General features: G+C 72.4%; 23 protein-coding genes, 1 tRNA gene, 1 pseudogene and 1 riboswitch. Of the genes and pseudogenes, 14 read left to right on the top strand and 11 right to left on the bottom strand.

The annotated features are described in order from the left end of the window. Position 1: 1 nt before the first annotated feature. Both hpnH and M4D82_RS28200 read left to right on the top strand, forming a co-directional pair. Complete coding sequence (hpnH, locus tag M4D82_RS28195) at positions 2-1,033, top strand: adenosyl-hopene transferase HpnH (RefSeq protein ID WP_249769156.1); 1,032 nt, start codon at positions 2-4, stop codon at positions 1,031-1,033. Continuing rightward, on the top strand, positions 1,030-2,433 hold the full coding sequence (locus M4D82_RS28200) for an aspartate aminotransferase family protein (RefSeq protein WP_249769177.1): 1,404 nt from the start codon (positions 1,030-1,032) through the stop codon (positions 2,431-2,433). The genes hpnH and M4D82_RS28200 overlap by 4 nt, the downstream gene beginning before the upstream one ends. Positions 2,434-2,453: 20 nt before the next feature. Here the strand turns inward: M4D82_RS28200 and M4D82_RS28205 are convergent, their stop codons facing one another. Further along, entirely contained in the window at positions 2,454-3,272 is an 819-nt protein-coding gene (locus tag M4D82_RS28205; protein ID WP_249769179.1) for a tyrosine-protein phosphatase, read from the bottom strand. Between the two features lie 318 nt (positions 3,273-3,590). Continuing rightward, positions 3,591-3,756: riboswitch (cyclic di-AMP (ydaO/yuaA leader) on the top strand. Positions 3,757-3,760: 4 nt separating this feature from the next. On the opposite strand from M4D82_RS28205, the pseudogene M4D82_RS28210 reads away from it, so the two are divergent. The 8 genes and pseudogenes from M4D82_RS28210 (at position 3,761) to M4D82_RS28245 (ending at position 11,269) form a co-directional block, all read left to right on the top strand. Next, a pseudogene (locus tag M4D82_RS28210) lies at positions 3,761-4,803 on the top strand (M23 family metallopeptidase). 163 nt (positions 4,804-4,966) lie between these two features. Further along, complete coding sequence (locus M4D82_RS28215; protein WP_249769181.1) at positions 4,967-5,752, top strand: SGNH/GDSL hydrolase family protein; 786 nt, start codon at positions 4,967-4,969, stop codon at positions 5,750-5,752. Between the two features lie 145 nt (positions 5,753-5,897). Continuing rightward, positions 5,898-7,142 carry an MBL fold metallo-hydrolase gene (locus tag M4D82_RS28220; protein WP_249769183.1) on the top strand — a complete coding sequence of 415 codons (1,245 nt, stop codon included), beginning with the start codon at positions 5,898-5,900 and terminating at the stop codon, positions 7,140-7,142. A 266-nt stretch (positions 7,143-7,408) separates the two neighbouring features. Continuing rightward, entirely contained in the window at positions 7,409-9,211 is a 1,803-nt protein-coding gene (locus M4D82_RS28225) for a sensor histidine kinase (protein ID WP_249769185.1), read from the top strand. A gap of 46 nt (positions 9,212-9,257) precedes the next feature. Then, positions 9,258-9,713 (top strand): roadblock/LC7 domain-containing protein, encoded by a 456-nt coding sequence (locus tag M4D82_RS28230; protein ID WP_249769197.1) that lies wholly within the window; start codon positions 9,258-9,260, stop codon positions 9,711-9,713. A gap of 77 nt (positions 9,714-9,790) precedes the next feature. Continuing rightward, the gene (locus M4D82_RS28235) at positions 9,791-10,129 is read left to right on the top strand and encodes a DUF742 domain-containing protein (protein ID WP_249772226.1); all 339 of its coding nucleotides are present in this window, start codon (positions 9,791-9,793) and stop codon (positions 10,127-10,129) included. Then, the gene (locus M4D82_RS28240; protein WP_249769236.1) at positions 10,107-10,727 is read left to right on the top strand and encodes a GTP-binding protein; all 621 of its coding nucleotides are present in this window, start codon (positions 10,107-10,109) and stop codon (positions 10,725-10,727) included. Before M4D82_RS28235 ends, M4D82_RS28240 begins: the two co-directional genes overlap by 23 nt. After that, entirely contained in the window at positions 10,724-11,269 is a 546-nt protein-coding gene (locus M4D82_RS28245) for a GAF domain-containing protein (RefSeq protein ID WP_249769239.1), read from the top strand. The genes M4D82_RS28240 and M4D82_RS28245 overlap by 4 nt, the downstream gene beginning before the upstream one ends. A 70-nt stretch (positions 11,270-11,339) precedes the next feature. Here M4D82_RS28245 and M4D82_RS28250 read toward each other — a convergent pair whose 3' ends face one another. Both M4D82_RS28250 and M4D82_RS28255 read right to left on the bottom strand, forming a co-directional pair. Further along, the gene (locus M4D82_RS28250) at positions 11,340-12,236 is read right to left on the bottom strand and encodes a transketolase family protein (RefSeq protein WP_249769241.1); all 897 of its coding nucleotides are present in this window, start codon (positions 12,234-12,236) and stop codon (positions 11,340-11,342) included. Between the two features lie 13 nt (positions 12,237-12,249). Then, positions 12,250-12,951: a thiamine pyrophosphate-binding protein gene (locus M4D82_RS28255; protein WP_249769243.1), complete on the bottom strand. Its 702-nt coding sequence runs from the start codon at positions 12,949-12,951 to the stop codon at positions 12,250-12,252. Positions 12,952-13,109: 158 nt separating this feature from the next. Here M4D82_RS28255 and M4D82_RS28260 point away from each other — a divergent pair. Then, positions 13,110-13,183 (top strand) — tRNA-Pro (locus M4D82_RS28260). Positions 13,184-13,267: 84 nt separating this feature from the next. Here M4D82_RS28260 and M4D82_RS28265 read toward each other — a convergent pair. Then, positions 13,268-13,480, bottom strand: a complete 213-nt coding sequence (locus tag M4D82_RS28265; RefSeq protein ID WP_249769245.1) for a WD40 repeat domain-containing protein — start codon at positions 13,478-13,480, stop codon at positions 13,268-13,270. An 18-nt stretch (positions 13,481-13,498) separates the two neighbouring features. On the opposite strand from M4D82_RS28265, the gene M4D82_RS28270 reads away from it, so the two are divergent. Continuing rightward, positions 13,499-13,729 carry a CU044_2847 family protein gene (locus M4D82_RS28270; RefSeq protein WP_249769247.1) on the top strand — a complete coding sequence of 77 codons (231 nt, stop codon included), beginning with the start codon at positions 13,499-13,501 and terminating at the stop codon, positions 13,727-13,729. Between the two features lie 229 nt (positions 13,730-13,958). Here M4D82_RS28270 and M4D82_RS28275 read toward each other — a convergent pair whose 3' ends face one another. Further along, positions 13,959-14,639, bottom strand: a complete 681-nt coding sequence (locus M4D82_RS28275; RefSeq protein WP_502989098.1) for a helix-turn-helix domain-containing protein — start codon at positions 14,637-14,639, stop codon at positions 13,959-13,961. Positions 14,640-14,822: 183 nt separating this feature from the next. Here M4D82_RS28275 and M4D82_RS28280 point away from each other — a divergent pair, with 183 nt between their 5' ends. Further along, on the top strand, positions 14,823-16,025 hold the full coding sequence (locus M4D82_RS28280) for a cytochrome P450 (protein WP_249769260.1): 1,203 nt from the start codon (positions 14,823-14,825) through the stop codon (positions 16,023-16,025). A 62-nt stretch (positions 16,026-16,087) separates the two neighbouring features. Here M4D82_RS28280 and M4D82_RS28285 read toward each other — a convergent pair whose 3' ends face one another. The 5 genes from M4D82_RS28285 to M4D82_RS28305 are packed head-to-tail and all read right to left on the bottom strand — an operon-like array spanning position 16,088 to position 23,487. Further along, positions 16,088-17,299 carry a type III PLP-dependent enzyme gene (locus M4D82_RS28285; RefSeq protein WP_249769263.1) on the bottom strand — a complete coding sequence of 404 codons (1,212 nt, stop codon included), beginning with the start codon at positions 17,297-17,299 and terminating at the stop codon, positions 16,088-16,090. Beyond that, the gene (locus tag M4D82_RS28290; RefSeq protein WP_249769265.1) at positions 17,296-19,104 is read right to left on the bottom strand and encodes an IucA/IucC family protein; all 1,809 of its coding nucleotides are present in this window, start codon (positions 19,102-19,104) and stop codon (positions 17,296-17,298) included. Before M4D82_RS28290 ends, M4D82_RS28285 begins: the two co-directional genes overlap by 4 nt. Then, positions 19,104-20,486 (bottom strand): MFS transporter, encoded by a 1,383-nt coding sequence (locus tag M4D82_RS28295; RefSeq protein WP_249769267.1) that lies wholly within the window; start codon positions 20,484-20,486, stop codon positions 19,104-19,106. The genes M4D82_RS28290 and M4D82_RS28295 overlap by 1 nt, the downstream gene beginning before the upstream one ends. Beyond that, positions 20,483-22,291: an IucA/IucC family protein gene (locus M4D82_RS28300; RefSeq protein ID WP_249769269.1), complete on the bottom strand. Its 1,809-nt coding sequence runs from the start codon at positions 22,289-22,291 to the stop codon at positions 20,483-20,485. The genes M4D82_RS28295 and M4D82_RS28300 overlap by 4 nt, the downstream gene beginning before the upstream one ends. Beyond that, positions 22,288-23,487 (bottom strand): ATP-grasp domain-containing protein, encoded by a 1,200-nt coding sequence (locus tag M4D82_RS28305; RefSeq protein WP_249769271.1) that lies wholly within the window; start codon positions 23,485-23,487, stop codon positions 22,288-22,290. Before M4D82_RS28305 ends, M4D82_RS28300 begins: the two co-directional genes overlap by 4 nt. A 246-nt stretch (positions 23,488-23,733) precedes the next feature. Between M4D82_RS28305 and M4D82_RS28310 the strand changes: the two genes are divergently transcribed. Next, positions 23,734-24,645, top strand: a complete 912-nt coding sequence (locus M4D82_RS28310) for a (2Fe-2S)-binding protein (protein ID WP_249769281.1) — start codon at positions 23,734-23,736, stop codon at positions 24,643-24,645. Positions 24,646-24,731: 86 nt separating this feature from the next. On the opposite strand, the gene M4D82_RS28315 is transcribed toward M4D82_RS28310, so the two are convergent. Beyond that, a complete protein-coding gene (locus M4D82_RS28315; protein ID WP_249769283.1) occupies positions 24,732-25,748 on the bottom strand; it encodes an ABC transporter substrate-binding protein in 1,017 nt (338 codons plus the stop codon). Positions 25,749-25,885: the final 137 nt, after the last annotated feature.

Here is a 25,885-nt window from a genome sequence, read left to right on the forward strand (position 1 = left end):
GATGGCCATGCCACTGCGACAGTCCATCAGGGTCGGGACCTATCTGCTCGAACAGAAGGTCCGCAAGCGTGAGAAGTTCCCGTTGATCGTCGAACTGGAGCCGCTCTACGCCTGCAATCTGGCGTGCGAGGGGTGCGGGAAGATCCAACACCCGGCCGGGGTGCTCAAGCAGCGCATGCCCGTGGCCCAGGCGGTCGGCGCCGTCCTGGAGTCCGGGGCGCCCATGGTGTCCATCGCGGGCGGAGAGCCCCTGATGCACCCCCAGATCGACGAGATCGTGCGCCAACTGGTGGCGAAGCGGAAGTACGTCTTCCTCTGCACGAACGCCCTGCTGCTCCGCAAGAAGATCGAGAAGTTCACCCCGTCCCCGTATTTCGCCTTCGCCGTCCACATCGACGGACTGCGCGAACGCCACGACGAATCGGTGGCCAAAGAGGGCGTCTTCGACGAGGCCGTCGCCGCCATCAAGGAGGCGAAGCGGCGCGGATTCCGCGTCACCACCAACTCGACCTTCTTCAACACCGACACCCCGCAGACCGTCATCGAGGTCCTCAACTACCTCAATGACGACCTCCGGGTCGACGAGATGATGATCTCGCCCGCCTACGCCTACGAAAAGGCCCCCGACCAGGAACATTTCCTCGGAGTCGAACAAACGAGGGAACTCTTCAAGAAGGCCTTCGCGGGCGGCAACCGGCGCCGCTGGCGCCTCAACCACTCCCCGCTCTTCCTCGACTTCCTGGAAGGCAAAGCGGATTTCCCCTGCACCGCCTGGGCCATTCCCAATTACTCCCTCTTCGGCTGGCAGCGCCCCTGCTACCTGATGAGCGACGGGTACGTCCCCACCTACCGGGAGCTGATCGAGGACACCGACTGGGACAAGTACGGCCGCGGCAAGGACCCCCGCTGCGCCAACTGCATGGCGCACTGCGGCTACGAGCCCACCGCCGTCCTCGCCACCATGGGCTCGCTCAAGGAATCCCTGCGCGCGGCCCGCGAGACCATCGGCGGCAACCGGGACGCCTCGTCATGACAGCCGCGCCCGACGCGGCCAAGGGCTTCGACCTCGCCGCGCTGCTGGCCGAACGCGGCGACGAACGCTACGACCTGCACGCCCGCCACCTCAACCACCAGCTGCCCCGCATGCTGCACACCATCGGCTTCGACAAGGTCTACGTACGGGCCGAGGGCGCGCACTTCTGGGACGCCGAGGGCAACGACCACCTCGACATGCTCGCCGGCTTCGGGGTGATGGGCCTGGGCCGCCACCACCCCGTCGTCCGCCGCGCCCTGCACGACGTCCTCGACGCCCAGCTCGCCGACCTCACCCGCTTCGACTGCCCACCCCTGCCCGGACTGCTCGCCGAGAAGCTCCTCGCGCACAGCCCCCACCTGGAGCGGGTCTACTTCGGCAACAGCGGCACCGAGGCCGTGGAGACCGCCCTGAAGTTCGCCCGGTACGCCACCGGCCGCCCCAGGATCCTCTACTGCGACCACGCCTTCCACGGACTCACCACCGGCTCCCTGTCCGTCAACGGCGAAAGCGGCTTCCGCGACGGCTTCGCCCCCCTGCTCCCCGACACGAAGATCCCCCTCGGGGACCTCGCGGCCCTGGAGCGGGAGCTGGCCCGCGGGGACGTGGCCGCCCTGATCGTCGAGCCGATCCAGGGCAAGGGGGTGCACGCCGCCCCGCCCGGTTTCCTGCGCGCCGCCCAGGAAGCGCTGCACCGGCACAAGGCCCTGCTCATCGCCGACGAGGTCCAGACCGGCCTCGGCCGTACCGGGGACTTCTACGCGTACCAGCACGAGCCGGGCGTCGAGCCGGACCTGCTGTGCGTGGCCAAGGCCCTGTCCGGCGGTTACGTGCCGGTCGGCGCCACCCTCGGCAAGGACTGGATCTTCCGGCGCGTCTACTCGTCCATGGACCGGGTGCTCGTGCACTCCGCGAGCTTCGGTTCCAACGCGCAGGCGATGGCCGCCGGACTCGCCGTCCTGTCCGTGATCGAGGACGAGCGGATCGTGGCCCACGCCCGCGCCATGGGCGACCTGCTGCGGGGCCGGCTCGCCGCGCTCGTGGACGAGTACGAGCTCCTCCACGAGGTGCGCGGGCGCGGGCTGATGATCGGCATCGAGTTCGGCCGGCCGTCCTCGCTGAAGCTGCGCAGCCGGTGGGCCATGCTCCAGGCCGCTCGCAAGGGGCTGTTCGCGCAGATGGTCGTCGCGCCCCTGCTCAGCAGGCACCGGATCCTCACCCAGGTCTCCGGCGACCACCTGGAGGTCATCAAGCTCATCCCGCCGCTCATCATCGACGAGGCGGACGTGGACCGCTTCGTCGGCGCCTTCCGGGAGGTCATGGACGAGGCCCACGCCGGCGGCGCCCTGATGTGGGACTTCGGCCGGACGCTGGTCAAGCAGGCCGTCGGCAATCGCTGACGGCCTGCCCCCGCGCGGAGCTACGGCTCCAGCAGCCGGTCGCGGAGCCGGTCGAGGGTCTCGGGCGTGAGCCCGAGGCCCTCGCCGAGGTAGCGGTCAACCGCGCCCCACCGGCCCTCGATGGTCTCGAACGCCGCGTCCAGGTACTCGGCGCGGGCCTCGAACAGCGGCGAGAGCAGCTCCCGCACCTCGGGGGAGCCGTTGTCGGCCGCGTCGGCGCGGCGCATCCGGTAGCGGCGGTGCGGCGCGTTCGACTCCAGGTAGTCCGCCACGATGGCCTCGCGCTCGACGCCGAGGGCCAGCAGGGTCACCGCGATCGACAGCCCCGCGCGGTCCTTGCCCGCCGCGCAGTGCATCAGCGCCGGCACGCTGTCCTCCGCGAGCGCGTGGACGACCCGGCTGTGCTCGGCGGTGCGGGTCCGCACGATCTTGCGGTACGAGGCGGTCATGCGCGCGGCCGCCTTCCCGTCGCCCAGGAGCTCGCGCAACTGGGCGAGATCGCCCTCGTGGACCAGTTTCCAGAAGTCCCGGCCGTCGGCCGGATCCGACATCGGAATGTTCACGTTGCGGACGCCCGGAAGTGCCACGTCCAACCCCTCCACGGCGTGGTCGGCGTGGCTGCGGAAGTCGAAGACGGTGTGGAGGCCGAGCGAGCCGAGGAACTCTGCACCGGTTTCGGTGGCATGCGCGAGATGTCCGCTTCGGAACAGTCGTCCTGACCTGACCCTCCGTCCGTCGATGGTGGGCAACCCGCCCACGTCACGGAAGTTGCGCACTCCGATCAGCTCCGGCTCGGGTTCGGGGCGCGCCGGAAGGGGCTGGGGTATCGACTGGGTCACGTGTACTCCTCCGTGTCGTCCTGCGGTGTCCGAATTGCTCTGGTTGAGACCAACTTGCCAGAGGGGGAGGCGAGATCGTGCCGGGCTCCGTGAGCCAGATCATACGGTGACCGAGCGTGCCTGATCACGAAATCCGAATTGCCTTGCCGGAGCGGTTGTTGATGGTCCGAAATAAACGGAGGGTGACCGGAATTTCCTCGATTCCTCTTCCCCGTGAATCGGTCGGGCAATCCACGGCTTGTTGGGTGCCGTCCCACTGGATTACCTTCGCGATCGATCCGGGTGGACCGCCTAATCCTGCCGCCGCCCGGGAACCGCACCCGACCATCGACGCGCGCGGCAGGAGCGGGGGAACCAGGTAAGCCGCCGTCACGGATCTTTTTCCGGGACGGCTCGGGGTGAAGTCGTACACGCCGGCGCGCATACGGCCGGACATCTCCAGTCCGAACCCGACAGCTCACCTCGCAGGCGACGGAGAGGAATTCGCCATGCCCGGAAAGGGTAAGCACCGCCGTCCGAAGTCCCGTTCCCTGCCCCGCGGGTTCGCCGCGGCCGGCGCCGGTGGCGCCGCCCTCGCGCTGCCGCTGATCGGAGCCGGTGGCGCCCACGCCGCCGCCCCGCGGCCACGCCGGCCACCGCTCCCGTACAGGCCGAGCCGGCCCCCGCCGCGCTCCAGGCCGCCGCCCCCGTGGCTGCCGCTGCCGCCGCGTCGACCGTCTACACCGTCGTGCCCGGCGACCACCTCTCGAAGATCGCCGCCGAGCGGCACCTCTCCGGCGGCTGGCAGCGGCTCTACGCCGACAACCGCGAGGCCGTCGGCGCCGACCCGTCGCTCATCCACCCCGGCCTGAAGCTCACCCTCGGCGGCCGGGCCGAGGCGCCCGCCCCGAAGAGCCCCTCCACGCCCGCCGCTTCGGGCCAGGGCTCCTCGACCGGGACCCGGGCCGGGCACGAGGACGCGTCCGGCGCGGGTCAGGCCAAGGGCGACGCCGGCGACACCGACCGGCGCGCCGACACGGCCGACGCGGCACCGAAGTCCGCGCCGAGCCGCACGTCCGTCCCCGCCCCGCGCTCCGCCGGAAAGGCCCCGGCCGCACCCGCCGCGCCCGAGGCCCCGGCGAAGGCGACCGGCTTCGTCGCCCCCGTCAGCGGCGGCGCCACCACCCCGTACCGCCTCGGCGGCAGCATGTGGTCCTCCGGCTACCACACCGGCGTCGACTTCGCGGCGAGCACCGGCACCACCGTCAAGGCGGTCGGCGCGGGCACCGTCGTCTCCGCGGGCTGGGGCGGCTCGTACGGCAACGAGGTCGTCATCCGGCACGCCGACGGCAAGTACTCCCAGTACGGCCACCTGTCCTCGCTGTCCGTCTCCGTCGGCCAGGGCGTCACCGCCGGCCAGCGCATCGGACTCTCCGGCGCCACCGGCAACGTGACCGGCCCCCACCTCCACTTCGAGATCCGCACGGGCCCGTCCTACGGCTCCGACATCGACCCGCTGGCCTACCTCCGCTCGAAGGGCGTCAGCATCTGAGGACACCCGCCGACCGGGCGGTGACGGACGTGAGGCCGGGGCCTGAGGGGGGTCCCGGCCTCATCTGTACTTATTCCTTATCCCCCGCGTGGTATAGATCACGGTCCGTCAACCCCTCATTACGTTGGCGTAGGTTGCTTTCCGGGGTGAAGGATGGGCTCCCGTGGCAGCGACGAAGACGACACTCAAGACCATCGGCTCGTACGCGGCGATCGGGGACAGCTTCACCGAAGGCGTGGGGGACCCGGGACCCGGGGACTCGTATCTCGGCTGGGCGGACCGGCTCGCCGTACTCCTGGCGGATCAGCGTGACGAGCACGACTTCAGGTACGCCAACCTCGCGGTGCGGGGCAGGCTCCTGGACCAGATCGTGGCCGAGCAGGTGCCGCGGGCCAAGGCCCTCGCCCCCGACCTCGTCACCTTCTGTGCGGGCGGCAACGACATCATCCGGCCCGGCAGCGACCCCGACGACGTGGCGGAACGTTTCGAGGCGGCCGTCGCCGACCTCACCGGCGCCGTCGGCCACGTCATGATCACCACGGGCTTCGACACCCGCGGCGTCCCGGTCCTCAAGCACCTCCGGGGCAAGGTCGCCACGTACAGCGCCCACGTGCGTGCCATCGCCGACCGCTACGACTGCCCCGTGCTCGACCTCTGGTCGCTGAAGTCCGTCCAGGACCGACGGGCCTGGGACGGCGACCGGCTCCACCTCTCGCCCGAGGGGCACACCCGCGTCGCGCTGCGCGCCGCGCAGGTCCTCGGCTACGAGGTCCCCGCCGACCCGGACCAGCCCTGGCCGCCCACGCCGCCGCGCGGCTCGGTCGACGTCACCCGGGACAACATCCAGTGGGCGCGCGAGCACCTCGTGCCCTGGATCGGACGCCGACTGCGCGGCGAGTCCTCCGGCGACCACGTCGAGGCCAAGCGGCCGGACCTGCTGCCGCTGTAGCCGCCCGGCCGCCCGGCCGCCCCGTACCGCGTGGTACGGGGCGGTACGGGGCGGCGCGGCGGAATCCTGCGGGGCCGGTGCGCGTTGGGATGGTCGTGGACGTACGTCCGTACCAGCCCATCCTGCACCTTTCCCAGGAGGCGCCTTGACCGGCTCTCTTCCCCTGCGTCCCCGGCTGCGCGCCCTGCGGCCCGAAGCCTTCGGCGCGGATCCCTCCGGCGCACGGCTGGAGCGGATCCTGCGCTCGCCGAACTTCGCCGACGGCGTCTTCCAGAACCCGGTGGGGGCCCGGACCAGGCCTTCCGGTTCGATGGCCGAGTTCGCCCGGATCTACTTCCACAAGGAACAGCGGGTCCGGCGCAACCCCGCGGCGCCGATCCCGGTCTATCCGACGACCCTCGCCGAACTGGCCAAACCACCGGTCTCGGGACTGCGCCTGACCTGGATGGGACACTCCAGCGTGCTCGCGGAGATCGACGGCCGCCGGATCCTGTTCGACCCGGTGTGGGGCGAGCGCTGCTCCCCCTTCCCCTTCGCCGGTCCCAAGCGGCTGCACCCCGTCCCCGTACCGCTGGCCTCGCTGGGCGACGTCGACGTCGTGGTCATCTCGCACGACCACTACGACCACCTCGACCTGCCCACCATCAAGGCCCTCGCCGGCACCGACACGATCTTCGCCGTCCCCCTGGGCGTCGGAGCGCACCTGGAGCGCTGGGGCGTCCCGGCCGGGCGACTGCGCGAGCTGGACTGGAACGAGAGCATCGAGGTCGCCGGCCTCACCCTGACGGCCACCCCCGCCCGGCACTTCTGCGGACGCGGCCTGCGCAACCAGCAGTTCACCCTCTGGGCCTCCTGGGTGGTGGCGGGCGAGGAACACCGGATCTTCCACAGCGGCGACACCGGCTACTTCCCCGGCTTCCTGGAAATCGGCGCCGAACACGGCCCGTTCGACGCCACGATGATCCAGATCGGCGCCTACTCCGAATACTGGCCCGACATCCACATGACCCCGGAGGAGGGCATGCGCGCCCACCTCGACCTCCAGGGCGGTGCGGCGCGCGGCGTGATGCTCCCCATCCACTGGGGCACCTTCAATCTCGCACCGCACCCGTGGGACGAGCCCGGCGAGGGCACCGTCGCCGCCGCCGAGGCCGCCGGAGCCGCCATCGCCCTGCCCGTTCCCGGCGAGCCGTTCGAGCCCGGCGCGGCCGACGCGCCGGACGCGGCGTGGTGGCGGCCCTTCGCGGTGGCCGGACCCGCTCCCTCGGCGCCGGTGGGCGTGCCCTCCCTCGGGGAGGCCGCGGCCGTGGTCGCTCCCGCCACCGTGGTCCCGGCGGACGTCGGGTCGACCGAGGCCGGGAGCGGGGAGCCGGAGGCCGTCGGCTCGTAGCGGCGGCGGCAGCGGGTTCGGGGGCGGGTCCGGGGGCGCGTACGCGTCCGTGTACGGGGCGGCGTACGCCTCCCGACGGCACGGGCGTACGCGCTCCCGGCGCATTCGGGCTGTCGTGCGAGCGCTCCATCGGGAGCGGGAAGCAGCCCGCCCAAGTTCCCCAACTGGGCGTCCGGGGCGGGAGCGTGCGGTCTAGCGTGGGTATCCGGTGATCAACACCGGGCCCCGGGAACGCTGGGGGCCGGTCCCCACGTACCGAGGACCCCATGTCCGGACTCCGCGCCGCACGCCACGCACCGTCGAGACACGCCTCCACCGGTCCCGACCGGCGGATATGGCCCCAGTTGGTGCGCACGGCCGTCCTGCCCACCCTCGCCGCCGCGCTCAGCGGCGCCGCCGCGGTGATCTTCACCCTCCAGCTCGGCGGCGGCGCGGGGGAGCGAGACGCCCGCCTCTGGCCGGTGCTCGCGGGCTGCGCCCTGCTGGTCCTGGGCGCCCTCGCCGCCGCCCTGCTCGGGGCCCAACGCGCCGCCAAGACCGTCCGGGACCGGTGCGAGGCGCTGCGCCGCTCCAGCGTGCGCGGCCGGCAGGAGCTGCGCGCGGCCGCCGAGGGGCTGGAGCGCGGGGAGGTCCCGATGCGCCCCGCGCGCGGCACGCAGGGCGGGCCGGGCGGCCCCGGACCCGCCGAGGACGCGGTCGGGGCGGACGAGTTCCGGCTGCTCGCGCAGGAGTTGCGCGGCGCCCGCGAACAGGCCCACGCCACCCTCGTGCGGCTCGCCGTGGCGCCGGCGCCGAGCGACAGCGACCGCAAGGTGGAGGTCTTCGTCAACCTCGCGCGCCGCCTTCAGTCGCTCGTGCAGCGGGAGATCTCGCTCCTCGACGACCTGGAGGACACGGTCGAGGACCCCGACCTCCTCAAGGAGCTCTTCCACGTCGACCACCTCGCCACCCGGATCCGCCGGCACGCCGAGAACCTCGCCGTACTCGGCGGGGCCGCCTCCCGGCGCCAGTGGACCCGCCCGATCGACCTGAGCGAGGTGCTGCGCTCATCGGTCGCCGAGGTCGAGCAGTACACGCGGGTCAAGGTCGTGCCCCCGGCGGGCGGTACCGTCCGCGGGCACGCCGTCGCCGACGTGGTCCACCTGCTGGCCGAACTCATCGAGAACGCCACGGTGTTCTCCGCCCCCGACACGGACGTCGTGGTCCGCGCGGAGCGGGTCACCGCCGGGATCGCCGTCGAGGTCGAGGACCGGGGACTCGGCATGCCCCCCGAGGAACAGCACCGGATGAACGCCCTGCTCGGCGACCCCGACCAGGTCAGCGTCCGGCACCTGCTGGCCGACGGGCGCATCGGGCTCTTCGTGGTCTCGGCGCTGGCCCGCCGGCACGGCATCAACGTGGAGTTGAAGTCCAACATCTACGGCGGGGTCCTCGCCGTGCTCGTCCTGCCCCAGGGGCTGCTGGGCGCGGAGGCGCCGAGCGCCTCCGACGCCTTCGGCGGCTCGCGGACCACCTCGTGGGGGACCGGCACGGGCGGCGGGATCCCGCCGCTGGAGCCCGTACGGGTCCCCGCGCCGGGTTCCTGGCCCTCGCAGCGGGGCCCCGTACGGGCCGCCGCCGAGCCGGCACCGCGGCCGGAGCCCGCACCGCGGCCGGAGCCGGTACGGCGACCGGAGCCGGCGTGGGCGCCCGCCCCGGAGACGCCGGCACCCGCACCGCCCGCGCCCGCGCCCGAGAGGCCCGCGCCCACGCCGATCGTGCCCGCCGCCCGCGTGGACGGCGGACTCGGAGGAGGCGGAAGGGACTGGGGAGACGGCCGGGACGGGCAAGACGGCCGGGACGGGCAAGACGGCCGGGACGGGCAAGACGGCAGTGACGGGCGAGACGGCGGCCACGGCGACCGGCCCGCCCTGCCCCGGCGCCGCGCCCAGGAGCACCTCGCGCCCCAGCTGCGCGAGACCCCCGCCCCGCGCCCGGCCCCCGACGCCGAGCGACCCCTGCACGACCCCGGCCTGATGGCGGCCTTCCAACGCGGCTTCGGCCTCGCCCACACGGATCCCCAGGCATGAACCGGGCCCCACCCGGACCCCCCACCCCAGCAAGGAGCACATCCCCATGACCGGCGAAACGGTGACGAAGACGGGCAGCCTCTCGGACCTCGACTGGCTCCTGAGCGGCCTGGTCCAGCGCGTGCCCTACACGCGCAGCGCGGTGCTGCTCACCGCCGACGGGCTCGTCACCTGCGTCCACGGCCTCGACGCCGACAGCGCCGACCACCTGGCGGCCCTGGCCTCGGGCCTGTACTCGCTGGGGCGCAGCGCGGGAGCCCGGTTCGGGGACGGCTCGGAGGTCCGACAGGTGGTGGTCGAACTTGACACGGCGCTCGTCTTCGTCTCGGCGGCCGGCTCGGGCACCTGCCTCGCGGTGCTGGCCGACCGGGAGGCCGACGCGGGCGTCCTCGGCTACGAGATGGGGATGCTGGTCAAGAGCGTACGGCCGTTCCTGGCGGCCCCGCCGCGCCGGCCCGCGCCCGTCGGATCCCCCGTCCCCGCCGCCGACGTGGAGCGATGAGGGCCGCGGTGCGGGGAGCCCACGGCTTCGGGACGGCGCGCGACACGCCCTGGCTGGACGATTCGGCGGGCCGGGTGATGCGCCCGTACACCGCGAGCGGCGGGCGGACCCGTCCGGCCGTCGCCCTCGACCTGCTGTCCACGATCACCGCGACCGGCGTGCGGCCCCGCGTGCCGCTGGGCGCCGAACACACCCTGGCGCTGCGGCTGTGCGCGGGCACGGCCGCCGTGACCGTCGCCGAGCTGGCCGGACAACTGCGGCTGCCGGCGGTGGTGGTGAAGGTGCTGCTGTCCGACCTGATGGAGCACGGGGCCGTCATGGTGCGCGCGCCGCGCTTCCTGGACGGCGGATCCTTCGCCGCCGACGACCACGACCTGCTGCGGGCGGTGCTCGATGGCCTACGCCGCCGGCTGTGAGCCCGCCCCGGACCTCCCCGCGACCCTGAAGATCCTGGTCGCGGGCGGGTTCGGCGCGGGAAAGACCACCTTCGTGGGAGCCGTCAGCGAGATCCCACCGCTCTGCACGGAGGAACTGCTCAGCGGGATGAGCGCGACCGCCGACCGGTTGGACGGCGTGGAGCGCAAGACGTCCACGACCGTCGCGCTCGACTTCGGCCGGCTCACCCTGGACGAACGGCACGTGTTGTACCTGTTCGGCACGCCCGGCCAGCAGCGCTTCTGGTTCCTCTGGGAGGAACTGTGCGCGGGCGCGCTCGGCGCCGTCGTCCTGGCCGACACCCGCCGGCTCGCCGACTGCTTCCCGGCCGTCGACTTCTTCGAGCGGCGCGGCATCGGATTCGTCGTCGCCGTCAACGAGTTCGACGGCGGTCACCGCTACACGGTCGAGGAGGTCCGCGACGCGGTGGGCCTCGCCCCGCAGGTGCCCGTCGTACGGTGCGACGCGCGGCTGACGGGGTCCGGTACGGCCACCCTGGCCACCCTCGTCCACCACCTGCTCACCACGGCCGGTCGGGCCGGCCGCACCACTCACACGGATCCGGGGGAACCGCCATGACCTACTACGAATCGACCGGCCACCTGCTCCTGACCCCGGTGGACCGCGAGGCCCCGGCGCGCGCCGTGCGCCTGCGCGAACTCGGCCTGGGCGAACGGCCCGAGCCGGAACTCGACGCCTTCGCGCGGCAGGTCGCGCACACCCTCGACGCGCCGCACGCCGGGGTCAACTTCGTCGGCGAGGAACGGCAGTTCTTCGCCGGCCTGCACCACGGCCCGCAGGCCCCGGCGAGCGGCTACCCGGCGCGCGTCCTGGCCCGCGACCACGGCTACTGCCCGCACGTGGTGGTGCGGCGCAGGGCGCTGGTGCTGGAGGACGTACGGGACTTCGCGCGCTTCGCGGGCAACGCCGTCGTGGACGAGAGCGGAGTGCGCTCCTACCTCGGCGCGCCCCTGATCGACCGGCGCGGCATCGTCCTGGGCACGGTGTGCGCGGTGGACGGCGTGCCGAGGCGGTGGGGGACGGCGGGCCTGACGACGGTGAAGGCGCTGGCGGCGGACCTGGTGGAGCTGATCCACGCCCGCGAGGACCCGCGCGGCTGACGAGAGCGGGGCCGTTGCCGTGATCCGGGCCGTCGTCGGTGGTGGGGGCCACGGTTCGGGAGAAGGGGTTTCACGGCAGGAAGGCGGTGATCCGCCGGCGCAGCGAGGCCGGGTCCAGGCCGTGGGCGGCGACGTGCTCCTCGATGGTGCCGTAGCGGCGCAGCTCGGCCTTGCCGACGCCCAGCCCCAGCACCCGGTGCGGGACGTCGATGAGGGCCTCGGCGGCGGCCGGCGTGGAGGTGCCCGCCAGGTACGGCTCGACCAACACCACCGCCGCTCCGGCGCGCCCGGCGGCGGTGCGCAGGGCCGCGTCGTCGAAGGGGCGCACGGTGGCGGCGTAGAGCACCGTGACGTCGAGGCCCTCGGTCGCGGCGAGGACGTTGTCGAGCATCGGCCCGACGGCGACGACGACGCCCGCGCCGCCCTCCCGTACGGTCTGGAAGCGCAGGTCACCCAGGGGCCGCGGGGCGCTGTTCGACTGCTCCGAGAGCCGGACGTAGACCCGGTCGTCCCCGGCGGCGTAGGCGTGGCGCAGCAGTGCCTCGGCCTCGTCCGGGTGGCCCGGCACGTGGACCGTCCAGCCGTCGAGGGTGTCCAGCAGGGCCACGTCACCCGGCGCCATGTGCGTGTACCCGCCGGCCGGCCAGTCGAAGCTGGCGCTCGCGCTGACCAGGACCCCGCCCGTGTCCTGGTGCCCGAAGTCCAGCTTGACCTGCTCGAACGGCCGCTCGACCAGGAAGCTGGCGAACGTGTGCACGACCGGCCGCAGCCCCGTGAGGGCCAGCCCGCCGCCGACGCCGACGAGCAGCTGCTCGCGGATCCCGACGTTGATCACCCGGTCCGGATGGCGCTCCCGGGCGGGGCGGAACCCGTCCATGGTGATCTCCGCCAGCACCACCGCCAGCCGGGGGTCCTCGTCGAGCACGCTCGACGTGACCGAAACGAAGCGCTCCCTCATGGTGTCCATGACGACTTCCCCCTCAGTACTTCTTCTCGACGCGGGCGACGACGGCGTGCGGCCGGCCCGGATGCGGTGCGGTGAAGGCGGCGTGCAGCGCCGCGTGGTCCCGGCCGTCGACCGTGAGCGCCGACCAGCCCGCCGCTTCGAAGCGGGACGCGATGCCGCCCGGCCAGCCGTGGGTGGCGGAATCGTTGTCGATCACCACCGTGTGCAGGCGCTCCAGCCCGGCGGAACCGGCGTAGGCGAGGGCCTCGTGGTTGCTTCCCTCGTCGAGCTCCGCGTCGCCGATTAACGCCCACACGGCCGGGTCGTCCAGCCCCTGGGCGCGCAGCCCGAGCGCGCTGCCGACCGCCAAGGGCAGGCCGTGCCCGAGGGAGCCGCTGCCGATCTCCACCCCGGGGATCAGGGTGCGGTCGGGGTGGTGGCCGAGGGGGGAGTCGTAGGAACCGAAGCCGGGGAGCCAGTCGACGGGGAAGAACCCCTTCGCGGCGAGGACGGCGTAGTAGGCCATCGGCCCGTGCCCCTTGGACAGCAGGAACCGGTCCCGCCCGGGATCCCGCGCGCTGTCGGGCCCGACCCGCAGTACCCGGTCGTACAGCACCCACAGCACGTCGAGCGTGGAGGTCGCGGCGGGTCCGTGCTTCTCGGCGCCTGTCATGAGGGCGATGAGCCGCCCCAGATCCTCGTAGCGGAACCCGGTGTCCGCGGTTGCCTGTGTCATGCATCCACCATGTGACCTCAACCGCGCTTGAGGTCAAGCGTCGCCCGCTCCGTCCGTCAGATCCGGCCGTCCCGCGAAAGGCGCGCGCGACCACCCCCGGAAGTGCGGTATTGTTCTTCTGCGCGCTCAGCCAGGGGAAACCCCAGGTCAGCGCGCATCGGGACGTGGCGCAGCTTGGTAGCGCACTTGACTGGGGGTCAAGGGGTCGCAGGTTCAAATCCTGTCGTCCCGACTCGTGAGAGTCGTAGATCAAGGGGCCGTTTCAGAGCAATCTGAAACGGCCCCTTGATTTTTTTGGGCACACAGACACAGGCGGTCATCGATCGACCTCGGGGAGCCTGGTACTGCGCACCACCTTGTCCTCACCCGCGCTGGCCAGGAACCGGCCGTCCGGATAGAACGCCGGCGTGTTCACGGCGCGGTTGTGCCGGAGGTTGAGCAGCGCCTGGCCGGTGTCGGCCCGCCACACGCATACGGTGCCGTCCTTGCCGGCGGTGGCGATCATGCTGCTGTCGGAGCTGAAGGTCACTGCCCTCAGACCACCTCTGTGCTCGACGTGGAAGAGCGGGGACCATGTCTCCGTCTCACGTTCGAGTCGGTCATGCATGCCGTGCGGGCCGTGGCCCGTGGCGTGGCCGCGCAAGTCGAGGACTTCGTGCACCAGCCGGACGCCCTCGTTGTGGAGTTCGGCGTCGAGCTGAGTGCCCAGGCAGGGGCGATCATCACTGCAGCTGGAGCCTCGGCTCAGCTGAAAGTCAGCCTGACATGGAACAAGTAGTGCCGGTAGGTCACCGCAGACGTCGACTCTCTCGGCCGGCCGCCTGTAGGTGGGACTCAATGGAATGTGGCGCGGCTTGATAGCGCACTTGACTGGGGGTCAAGGGGTCAGAGCGGCCTTTCGTGCGTCCGGAGCCATGGTGCCCCCCGCCCTGCTCGCCCGCGCCGTATGCCCGACCGGCCGGATCTCGCCGGGCGTCGGCCGCTCGACTCGTCTCTCGGGGGACGCGTTACGCCAGGAGCCGGCGCCAGCGGTCGGCCGACTCCTTCATGTCCAGGGTGACCCGTTCCAGGAACGCACCCGCCCTGGCCAGCCGCCGGCCCACGGGGCTGTCGAGCCCGACCGTCTCCGTCGCCGCCATCGCGGCGCGCGCCGTCTCAAGCGTCTGCCGCGCGCTGATCACGACCGAGTGGTACCAGGCGTCGTCGTCGACCACGTAGATGTCGCGACGCCGCTGCGGATCGCGCTCGCGCCGGACGTAACCATGCTCGACCAGGAAATTCACGGACACGGAGACGGAGGCCGGGCTGACGTTCAGTCTGCGGGCCAGCTCGGCCGCGGTGCGCCTGCCGTCTTCGGACATCAACAGGTCGACGTGCACGCGCGCTGTCATCCTCGGCAGCCCCGTTCTGACCGCCAGCTCGATGATCTCCTCTTGTTCCTCCATCGTGCCGTCCGGCGGCCTTGCCACGTGTGGGGGTGCTGGCGTGCCACGTCGCGCACGCCGGACCGTGGCCTGGTGCGCCGCCTGGGGGAAGTAGCCGCCGGGCCCGCCATTGCGTCCGATCTCGCGGCTGATCGTCGAGGTCGGCCGATCGAGCCGCCTGGCGATCTCGGCGTAGGAGAGCCCGTTGGCGAGTCCGGCCGCGATGCGTTGGCGGTCCTGCTGGGTCAATCGTCCTCCTGGCATGTCGTCAGTATTGCCTTCGAATCCATTCATTGCAACGCGTCATTGCATTCGGGCTCAGCGTCATTGCATCAATTTTGCGCCATCTACCTGCTCAAATGCATTTCGTGTGATTGCGTCGATTCTGAACGCAACGTAGCTTTCGACATGTGTCAAACACGTCATATCGCGAGACGAGGCATGGTCATGAGTAAATCACTCCACACCGTCACGACGTTGCCGACGGCGCGTCAGTCCGGCTGCCCCTTCGATCCGCCCGCCGAGCTGATCGACGCCCGCCGGCACGGCCCCATCAGCCGCTTCACCCACCCCGGCGGAAGGCCCGGCCTGCTGATCACCGGATACGACCTGGTCAGGTCGGTCCTGGCCGACCCGCGGTTCAGCTCGCGCAAGGAACTCCTGAACGTGGGCGACTTCGAGGTTCCTCCGGCGCCGCCCGGCGAGTTCCTCCTCATGGACGAGCCGCAGCACGGGCGCTATCGCAAGCCGCTGGTGGGCAAGTTCACGGTGCGGCGGATGCGCCTGCTCACCGAGCGTATCGAGCAGATCACCGCTGACTGCCTGGACGCCATGGAGAAGGCCGGGCCGCCGGCCGACCTGGTGACTGCGTTCGCCAAGCCCATTTCCACCATCGTCATCTGTGAGCTGCTGGGGGTGCCGTACGAGGACCGGGGCTCCTTCCAGGAACAGATCGACACGTTCATGGGAGGGGAGGCCGGCGACGAGGAACTGATAGCGGCCTACACCGCGACCCAGGAGTACCTCGCGGAGCTGGTGGCCGCCAAACGAGCGAATCCCACCGACGACGTGCTCAGCGAACTCACCGACAGCGATCTGACCGATGAGGAGCTGAAGGGCATCAGTTTGATCCTGCTGGCCGCCGGGTTCGACACCACCGCGAACATGCTGTCCCTCGGCACCTTCGCGCTGTTGCGGAACCCGGCGCAACTGGCCGCGCTGCGCGCCGACCCCGCCCTCACCGACGGGGCCGTGGAGGAGCTGCTGCGGTATCTGAGCGTCGCGAAGACCTTCATGAGGACGGCCCTTGAGGACGTCGAGCTGGGCGGCCACACCATCGAGGCCGGCACGACGGTCGTCCTGTCGTACAACACCGCCAACCGCGACCCCGAGCGCTTCGCCGACCCCCACGCGCTCGACCTCCGGCGGCAGGACACCAGCGGTCACCTGGCCTTCGGCCACGGCATCCACCAGTGTCTGGGCGGGCAGTTGGCTCGCGTCGAGATGCGGGTCGCGTTCCGCGCACTGGTCGACCGGTTCCCCACGCTGCGCCTGGCCGTGCCGGCCGAGGAAGTCGGCCTGCGCCCGGAGACCGCGGACATCTACGGTGTGAAGAGCCTCCCGGTCACCTGGGACGAGCCGCTCAGGTGACGGCCGAGGCACCTTGCCGGCCTCGCCGACCAGGGGCCGGCGGGACCAGCGCCGGACACCCCCTAGTCGCGGCCGCCCAGGAAGTGGAACGTGGGGTGTGGGTGCATGAGGAAGTCGTGGTGCGAGATGTTCCAGGCGTAGGCGCCGGCCAGGGCGAAGGCCACGCGGTCGCCCGCGCGCAGACCGGGGGCCGGGACCTGGCGGGCCAGGAGGTCCTTCGGGGTGCAGAGCTGGCCGGTGAGGTTGGTCCGCGGCCGGTTCGTGGACGGGCGGGGCCACGGGTGGGGCCAGGCCTCCACCGGGAGGACGGAGCAGGGCTGGTCGTGGCCCTTGGTGGCCGGGGTGCGCAGGTGGTGGGTGCCGCCGCGGACGACCGCGAAGGCCTCGCCGTGGCTGTCCTTCACGTCCAGGACCTCGGTGGCGTACCAGCCGCAGTACGCGGTCAGGGCCCGGCCCGGTTCGATCCGCACGGTCAGGTCGGGGTGCCCGGCCGTCAGGCGCGCCAGGCCGGCGCCGTACACCGCCCAGTCGAAGCGGCTCTCGGGGTTCGCGTAGTCGACGTTCATGCCGCCGCCCACGTTGACCTCGGCGAGGCGGACGCGGTGGCGGGCGGCGAGGTCGGTGGACCAGGTGATGATCGATTCCGCCGCCGTCAGCAGGTCGGGCGCCTCCAGGCCGCTGGCCAGGTGGGCGTGCACGCCGCGCAGTTCGAGCTGCGGATACCGGCCGTCGCCGAGGATCCGCACCGCGGTGTCCGCGTCCGCCGGGTCGAGGCCGAACGGGGTCGGGCGGCCGCCCATCGCCAGTGAGCTGCCCGCCAGCGAGGCGTTCGAGAGGGGCAGGTTGAAGCGCAGCAGGACGGAGACACGCGTCTCGGGGGTGATCCGGGCCGCCAGGGTTCCCAGCATGTGCAGGTCGTGGACGCTCTCCACGTGGAAGCGGGAGACCCCCTGTTCGAGGGCCGCGGCCAGCTCGGCCGCGGTCTTGCCGGGGCCGCCGAAGGCCAACGGCCGGCCCGGTACGGCCTTGCCGACGTGGGCGAGTTCCCCGCCCGAGGAGACCTCGTATCCGTCGACGTACGGGCCGAGCGCGGCCAGGATCTCCGCCTCGGGGTTGGCCTTGGCCGCGTAGTACAGCTCGACGTTCGCCGGCAGGGCCGCCCGAACCGACGCCGCGTGCTCGCGCAGGGCGGCCAGGTCGTAGACGTAGGCCGGGAGTTCGGCCGAGTCCAGGGACAGGATCCGCTCGGTCACCGATGCGGTGGGTGCGGTCATCGGGCTGCGCTCCAGGTGTTCTCGTCACGGGCCGCTTCCGACAGCACGTCCTCGGCGAAGGGAGATGCGAGGCGTACGTAGCCGGCCTCGCGGTCGGCCTTGCGCTCCCAGCGGGTGAGCAGGTTGGCCTTGGCCGGCAGCGGTACGCCGGCCAGCAGCGCGGCGAGCCGGGGCGGGCAGCCGTGGCGGTCGGCGTAGGTCTGCAGGGTGGCGCGGACCTGCGCCCACAGCGCGGCCTCGGACTGCGGGTGCAGGTCCGCCAGCGCCGCGAGCATCTCGGCGATGTGATTGACCAACAGGCAGTAGACGACCCGGTCCCAGCCGCGCTCGGCGTCGTACGTCATGGGGCCGGCGACGTCGGCGGGCAGCGAGGCCAGGATCTCGGCGTTCCGCTCGGGCAGGAGCTTGGTGCCCTCCAGGTCGCGGAAGAGGACCTGGGCCGGCATGCCGTCGTCGTCGACGCAGACGACGACGTTCTGGAGGTGGGGTTCCAGGACGAGGCCGTGGTCGAAGTAGGCGGCCAGGACCGGCGGGACGAGCAGTTTCAGGTACGCCGCCCACCAGTCGAGCGCGGTCTGCGGGCCGGCTCCCCGGAGCAGGCGGGAGATGTGCCCGGGGCCGGACGGGTACTCGTCGGCGACGGCGCCCGCGAGCAGCGGGGTCGTACCGGGCAGGAGCCGTCGGGACAGGCCCTCGCGGACGATCACGCCGAAGCCTTCGAGCAGGGCGCGGTCGGGGGTCCCGTCGGGACCGGGCAGGGCGAGGCTGCGGTAGGCGGGCTCGCGGAGCATGGCGCTGCCGGGGAAGCGGGTCGCGAGGTCGGACAGGGCGGGCTCCAGCAGCCGGGTCATGGCGACGGCGCCGGTCAGCTCGTAGCTGGAGTTCTTGCGCAGGCAGTTGGTGATGCGGACGTTGAGGCTGAACTTCAGGAACGTCTCACCGTCGTAGAGGGTGCGCACGGACGCCGTCGCGGCGAAGGGCCGCTCGCCCGGTCCGAGGTCGAGGATGTCGCCGCGGTCGAAGGCGGCCCGCAGCGCGGGGTGCTCGCGCAGCATCTCGTACTGCCACGGGTGCGCGGGCAGCAGCCGGTAGCCGTCCGGCAGGTCGGGGTGCAGCCGCTCCAGCGGGTCGGTGGCGCTCTCCTCGACGCGTTCCTCGGCGATCAGCTCGGCGCGGACGGCGAGGTGGCGCAGCGGGAAGACGGCGCCCGCCTCGGGCGCGTACGACAGCCAGGACGCGGCGTCGCCGCTGCGCGCCTTGGGGGTCGGGTGGAAGCGGTGGCCGAAGAGGAGCGACTGCTCGGAGGCGAGGTAGGTCGCGAGCTCGTCCTCGCCCGTGAAGGGGCGGGGGGCGTCCGCCGTACGGGCGGTCAGCGCGGCGGTGACGGCCTCGTGGCCGGAGGCGACCTGGTCCAGGAACTCGTCGTTCCGCACACCCGTACGCAGCGACAGCTCGTCCTGGGTGTACTCGGCGAGGCGGCGCCAGTCGATCCGCGCCCAGACCTCGCCGCGCTGCTCCCGTACGGGTCCGGTGAACCGGTGGGCGCCCAGGAGGGAGGTGCGGCGCAGTTCGACCCGCAGCAGCACGCCACGGCGGGGCAGGCGCAGCAGCAGGTGGCCGTCCGCGACGGCGCTCTGGTGCTCGGGGCCGGACACCTCACGCAGCAGGCAGTTGAGGAGGGTGTGCGCGACGACGTCGTCGGCGCTCGGCAGGGCGGTGGGGCCGACACGGCCCGCGGCACCGACTTCGCCGGTACGGCCGGCGGGCACGGGAGCGGTGGCGAGCGACTTGTTCAGCGGGGGCATCAACGGCTCCAGCGGGTACGGATCGAACGGAGAGTGCGGGGCGAGGCGAGTGCGCACGCCGCGGCCAGGGCGACAGCGCCGCCGGTCAGGACGGGCGCGGCCGGGCCGTAGTGACTGGTGCCCACGGCGGCGGCGACACCGGCGACGACGGCGCCCGCCTTGGAGAAGAACTCCAGCGAGCCGAACAGCCCGCCGGGGGCGCGTCCCTTGGCGCACTCGGCGGCGAGCACGGACAGGCACACGAGCCCGAGGGTCAGGCCCGCGCCGAGCAGCAGTCGTACGGCGGTCAGGGTGACCAGGCTGTCGGCCACGCCGTGCCCGGCCAGGCCGAGCGCGATGCAGGTGAAGCCCAGCGCGATGCCCAGCCGGGGGCGGTGGTGGAAGGCGGAGTGCACCGCCATCGCCGTGAGCAGGTAACACAGGTGGGGAAGGGCGAAGAAGATGCCCGAGACGGCCGGGGAGGTGCCCGGCAGGTGGTCCTCGATGAGCTGGATCAGGTACGGGAAGGAGATGACGGTGGAGAAGACGAAGGCGAACTCCAGGGCGTACAGGGCCCGGAGTCGGGAGACCGGTGACGGCGCCTCGGCCACGTCGAGCGCCTTCGCGGCTTCGCCGGCGGTGTCGGCCGCCCCGTTGGTCTCGCCCGCGCTCTCCGGCTCGCCCGCCCCGCTCGTCTCGGCGGTCTTGCCCGCGCCCGGTTTCGCCTGGCGCGACTCCGGCAGCGCCGCGATCAGCACGGCCGCCGTGAGCGGCAGGACGGCGAGCAGCGCGTACTGGCGGTGCGGCGACATCCAGGGCGACAGCGAGCCGACCACCACCGGGGCGAAGACCAGGGCCGCCCGCGCCGCGCCCTGCATCAGGGTGAGCGCCTTGGACAGCTCCGGCCCCTCCAGGGCGGCGCCCAGGTAGCCGTTGGACGCGGCGAACGTGCCGCCGAGGATGCCCTGGAGGATCAGGGCCACGGTGAAGGTGGTGAGGGAGTCGGCCCAGCCGGCGAGCAGGAACGACAGGGCGAGTCCGAGCTGGGCGCGCAGCAGCAGCCGCTTGCGCCCGAACCGGTCGGCGAGCCGCCCCCACAGGGGCGCGCCGACCGCGGCGAAGATCGTGGGGACGACGTACAGCACGCCCGCCCAACGGGCGGTGGGATCACCGAGCCCGGGAAGGATCTCCGTGAGGAACGGGGGCAGGCCGAGCGCGGCGAAGGACGCCACGAAGTACGTTCCGGCGACGGCGTGGACCTGCCGGCGCCCCAGGGTGGGGCGCGACGGTGAGGCGGTGGAAGCGGGGTTCGCCGACGGGTCGGACGGGTCCGTCCCCTCCGACGGACCCGGCGACGCCGGGGTCGCCGGTCCGCCCGCCGCCGCGGCGGCTGGAGCGCTCATCGGGCGTCCCTCTTGCGAGGGCGCAGGTAGTTGGGGCCGGTCGTGTAGTGCGTGTTGATGTCCGAGGCGCCGGAACGTTCCTTCGTGAGCAGGGTGCCCGCGGTGACCATGGCCTTGACGGGCAGCTCGGCGGCATCGAGGACCCGTTCCCGCAAGGCCGCACCGGGCTCCCCGGGGCCGGTCCCGAGGCGCTCGGCCGCCTCGGCCAGCCGCTCGCGTACGAGCTCCAACAGGGCCTCGCGCGGGGCGCGGCCGTGCCCGGCCAGGCCGAAGGCGTAGGCGCTCACGCACAGGTGGAGGGTGATGGTGGTGAACATGTCGGCGACGGCCCGGTAGTCCTCGCCGAACATCCGCCGGTCCTGGAAGGCGGCGGTGAGTTCGTCGGCCTCGGCGACGCCCAGGGTCTGCCGCATGCGCGGCAGGTTGAAGCGGGGGCCGTCGTCGTCCTTGAACAGCAGGCGCAGCCGGGTAACGCCGTCCTCCGGCGTGCGGTCGAGTACCAGCGAGACGTTCTGCTGGTGGGACTCGATGGCGATGCCGTAGTCGAAGAGGGTGGTCTGCCAGTCGAGGAGCAGGGTGGTGAAGGCGTCGAACAGGGCCACCGGGTCGCCGTCGTAGAAGCGGTCGGCGAGGTGGTCGATGAGCAGCCGGCCGCCCGGCGCCGTGCTGAGGAGCGCGGCCATCGGCAGGACGACGGCCTCGTCGAGGCCGGCCGGGTAGCGGCGGCACAGGACGGCGAGCAGTTCGTGGCCGGCGTGCGCGTACACGGTCTCGTCCGCGTGCAGGATCGTGTCCTTGAACCGGGGCTCGCGGCCGATCACGGCCTCCAGCAGCCGCTGGCCGGCGGCGCCGTGGTCGAGCGTGACCGGCTTGATGGTCCGGCGGTTGCGCATGCCCAGCGTGGCGGTGACCAGCGGGAGCTTGAGGTGCAGGGCCGGCTCGTCGGCCATGGCGACCGTACGCATCGACAGCGTCGGTACGGCTTCCCGGTACGGCCGGTCGGCCAGGACCGCCGAGTCCTCCAGCCCGGCTTCGCGCAGGGCCTCGCGCAGCGGGGCGCCGAGGCTGAGCGGGTGGACCGGGAGGGCGAGGTGGCTGTCGGCGAGCTCGGGCAGGCCGAGGTCGGCCGGCGAGGGCCAGCTCGCGGGCAGCAGCTCGGCGCCGCCCGGCACGGTGACCGCCCCGCGCGGCACGGCGAGCCAGCGCAGCGCGAGGTGCGGGTGGAACTCCGGGGCGTACGCGCGCAGTTGGGCGTCGTCCAGGCCGGAGCGGCCGCGTGCGGTCGGGTAGACCGGGTGGTCGAGGCGGGCCGCGAGCGTGTCGTGGGCCACGGCGGACGCGAGGCCCGTCCAGTCGGCGGGGTCGGCGCCGAAGCGGGCGGTCAGCGCGTCGCCGACCTCGTCGGCGGTGCGGTCGTGCAGCCGCATGGTCGCCAGGGTCTGGCGGCACTCCTCGGCGAACGAGACGAAGCCGGGCAGGTCGACGGGGTCGGCCAGCGCGGTCAGCGCGCCGAGGACCGCGTCGCAGCCGGTGAGCTCACTGCCGTCGGACTCGCGGACCAGCAGCGGCCGGCGGGCGGCGAACTCGCTCTGGAAGCCGTCCTCGCCGATCGGCAGCAGGAGCGCCGAGCCCTGCTCCGTGCCGGTGGGCAGCCGCAGCCAGCGGCCGTCCTCGCGCTCGACGGTGGTGGAGCGGGTGCGCAGGCCGACGACGTCCTCGCGGAGGAAGGCGCTCAGGACCCGCAGCAGCAGGGCCCCTTCGGCGGAGTCGACCGCCTCCGCGGTGGTGGCGTGGTCCGGGCTCACGGGGTGATCTCCCAGGTCTGTGCGGCGAGGAAGTCGGCGACGACACGGTCGACGGTCGCCAGGTCGGTGCCGATGGCGCGGACGACGCCGAGGAAGTCGCGGTTGGTGTGGTACAGCTCGTGGCGCTCGCCGACGGCGCGCGTCGGCCGGTACGACAGGCGCACGTCGTCCACCTCCAGATCGATGGCGCCGGGAGCGGCCGTCAGGGTGCCGGCGCGGTCGGCGCACGGGGTGTGGATGCGGGCGGCGCCGTCGCGGCGGGCGGCCGGCTCGGAGGGGAGGGCCTCGCCGAGGTGGGTGCGCAGGATCAGCTCGAAGAGCGGGATGCCCAGCAGCTGTTCCAGCAGCTGGTCGCTCTGGTCGCCGATGGCGCGGTAGTTGACCTCGATGATGCGGGCGCGGCCCTCGTGCACCACGAACTCGGTGTGGCAGATGCCGAAGCCGATGCCGAGGGCGTCGAGCTGGGCGAGGATCTGGGCGGCGACCGGCTCGGGGTGGGCCGGGACGAAGGCCGACCGCTCCTCGATGAAGTACGGCGGGGCGGAGAGCTGGGTGTGGAAGCCGCCCAGGACGTGGCGGACGGTGCCGTCCCCGAGCGTCTCCATCGTGTACAGCTCGCCGGCGAGGTACTCCTCGACGACCAGGGCCGCGCCGGGGCGCCGGGCCTGGATCTCCTTGCAGCGCAGCACCAGCTCCTCGGGTCCCTCGACGAGGATGACGTCCTCGCTGGCGACGCCCTCGCGCGGCTTGACCACGCACGGGTAGGGCGCGTCGGCGGCGATGGAGGTCAGGGCGTCCGGGTCGGTGCCTGCGGCGAGTTCGGTGGACCACACGGCGTCGAGGCCGGCCGCGGCGAGGTGGCGGCGCATCTGGGCCTTGTCCTTGACGCGCAGCGTGGCCTGCCAGCTCTTGCCCGGCAGGCCGAAGTACTCGGCGGCCAGGGCGGCCTGCATCTGCACGTGGTCGCTGTTGGTGAACACGGCATCAGGTGCGTGGTGGGTCGATATCAGGCTGATGACCGCGCGGAAGTCGCGTACATCGCATTCCAGGATCTCGACGTCGGCGGCGTAGCGGCCGCGGTGGGCGTCGGGCTGGTCGGTGAGCACCGTGACGTCGAGGCCGAGTCGGGACGCCGCGGGCAGGAAGCCGTCGGTGACCGAGTCGGTGGGGTTGAGGGCGAGCAGGTACAACCGCATGGGCGGGTGACGCCTTCCGATTCGTGGAGGTCGCGAGCGGCCGTGGTCACGGAGTGGGCGGCTCGTCCCGGATGCTGGGCGCAATCGGGCTTGCGTAGCTTAGGTTAGGCAATCCTTAGCTTCAAGCCGGTGTTCAAGCGTTCGAGTTGACGGATTGATCAAGGGCGCCCCAGGAAGATAAGGTAAGGCTTACCTGTATTTCAAGTCCGGTGTCTCGACGCCCTGCCCGCCCGTGAAGGATCACCGATGACGACCCCCCTGGACACCCCGGTGGCTCCCACGGCCGTACCCGGCGGCGGCGAACTCGCCGACGGCTACCGGCGTCTGGTCGCGGTCTGCGAGGCGTTGGACGCACGGGTCGCGGGCTCCGGGGAACCGGCGCCGGGGGAGTGGGTGACGGGCGCGGAACTGGCGGAAAGCCCGGAGGCCCTGGCGGCCTTCGTCGCCGCCGAGTCCGCGCGCATCCGGGAACGGCACGGACTCACTCCCCGACCGGACGTGGCCGTCTCCCGCGCCCTGCACGACTACCTCTGGTCCGTCAGCCTGCTGATGAGCGGCACCTGGTACCTGGACCGGCGCGTCCCCCGCATCCGCCCGGCGGAGATCCGGCTGAACCTGACGACCGGCACGTACGAGGTGACCCCGGGTTCCGGATTCGCCTGCCTGCCGAACGATCCGGCGGCGGACGGGACGGTGCCGGGCGTACGGGCGTCCGGTGTGCGGGCCTCCGGTGTGCGGGCGTCCGCAGTGCGGACGGTCGGCCATGAGGAAGCGCTGCGCGCGGAGTTGCGGGCCGCCGTCGCGGACCACGTACGTCCGCTGTTGGCCGCGATCGGCCCGCACGCCCGGCGCGGCCCCCGCGCCCTGTGGGGCATGGTGGGCGACGACCTCGTCTCCGGCATCTGGTACCTCGGACGGGTGCTCGACCAGGAGGAGCGGGCCGTGAGCGCCGCGACGGAACTGCTCCCGACGGCCATAGCGCCGTTCCCCGCGGGCGCCGACTTCCGCCGCCTGGCGGGCCGTGAGGGGCGGCGGTACCCGACCCGCACCCGGACCGGCTGCTGCCTGTACTACGCGCTCGACGCCGCCCGGCCGTGCGGTACGTGCCCGCGCACGAGCGACGCGGAGCGGGTCCGGCGCCTGGAGGACGAGGCCTGATCGCGCACCGTACGGCGCAACGGCCGCGGGCCGGTACCGGGACATCCCGGCACCGGCCCGCGGCCGTCAGAGGGTGTGCGTGACGACTACTTGGCGGCGTCGACCTTGAAGATCTTCGCCATGTCGTCCAGGACCAGGTCGGCGCCCTGGAGCGAGACCGAGGTCATCCAGGCGGCGTCGTCGACCTCGTGGACGTTGCCCTTCTGGACGGCGTTCAGACGCTGCCAGAGCGGGTTCTCCATGAACTTCTTCTTGCGCTCGGCGCCACCGGAGAAGGCGGTCACGAAGATGTGGTCCGCGTCGGCCTGCTGGATCTGCTCTTCGCTGATCTCGATGTTGAACTTCTCGGTGTCCCGCTGGTTCTCCGGGCGGGTCAGACCCATGTCGTTCAGGATGATGCCGCTGAAGGTCTTGGGCAGGTAGATGCGGGTCGGGCCGTCGACGAAGCGGGTGATGGAGATGGTCGGCTTGCCGCCGTCCTTGCCGCCGCCCTGGGCGTTGATGGCGTCACCGATCTTCTTGGCGCGGGTCTCGTACGCGGTGAGCTTGGCCTTGGCCTTCTCCTCCTGGCCGAGCGCCGTACCGAGGAAGGTGACGTTCTCCTTCCAGATCGGACCCGTCGTCTTGACGAAGACGGTCGGGGCGATCTGGCTCAGCCGGTCGTACAGGTCCGCGTGGCGGACGGTCGCCGAGACGATGAGGTCGGGCTTGAGGGCCGCGATCGCCTCCAGGTTGGGGCTGTCGAGCGGACCGACGTCCTTGGTGTCCTTCACCGCGTCGCCGAGGTACGCGGGGAAGCCCTTCTGGTCGCGGTACGCGCCGACGCCGCCGACCAGCGGGGCTTCCAGCGCGACGACGGCCTCGACCAGGCTGTTGTCCAGCGCCACCACGCGCTTGGGCTTGGTCTTGACCTCGGTGGTGCCCTTGTCGTGCGTGATGGTGCGCGGGAAGCCCGCGTCGGCCGCGGCGGGCTTGGCCGAGGCCTCGGAAGCCTTGCCTTCTTCACTGCCGCCGCCGCAGGCGGCCAGCGAGAAGGCCAAGGCCGCCGTGAGGGCGGCAGCGGCGATCCGGCCCGGCCGGCGACGCTGAGTGAAGGTGTTCATCGGGTCTCTCCCATGAGCTGACGGTGCGAACGAACTACTGGCGAAAGGCTGTCAAAACCGTTGGCCAGCCACTTAGGCAAGGCTTACCTGTGTGGAGCGCTGTGAGAATAGCCGCTGTTCAGGCCTTTATCCACCCC

It is taken from the genome of Streptomyces sp. RerS4 (assembly GCF_023515955.1).
GTDB lineage: Bacteria > Actinomycetota > Actinomycetes > Streptomycetales > Streptomycetaceae > Streptomyces.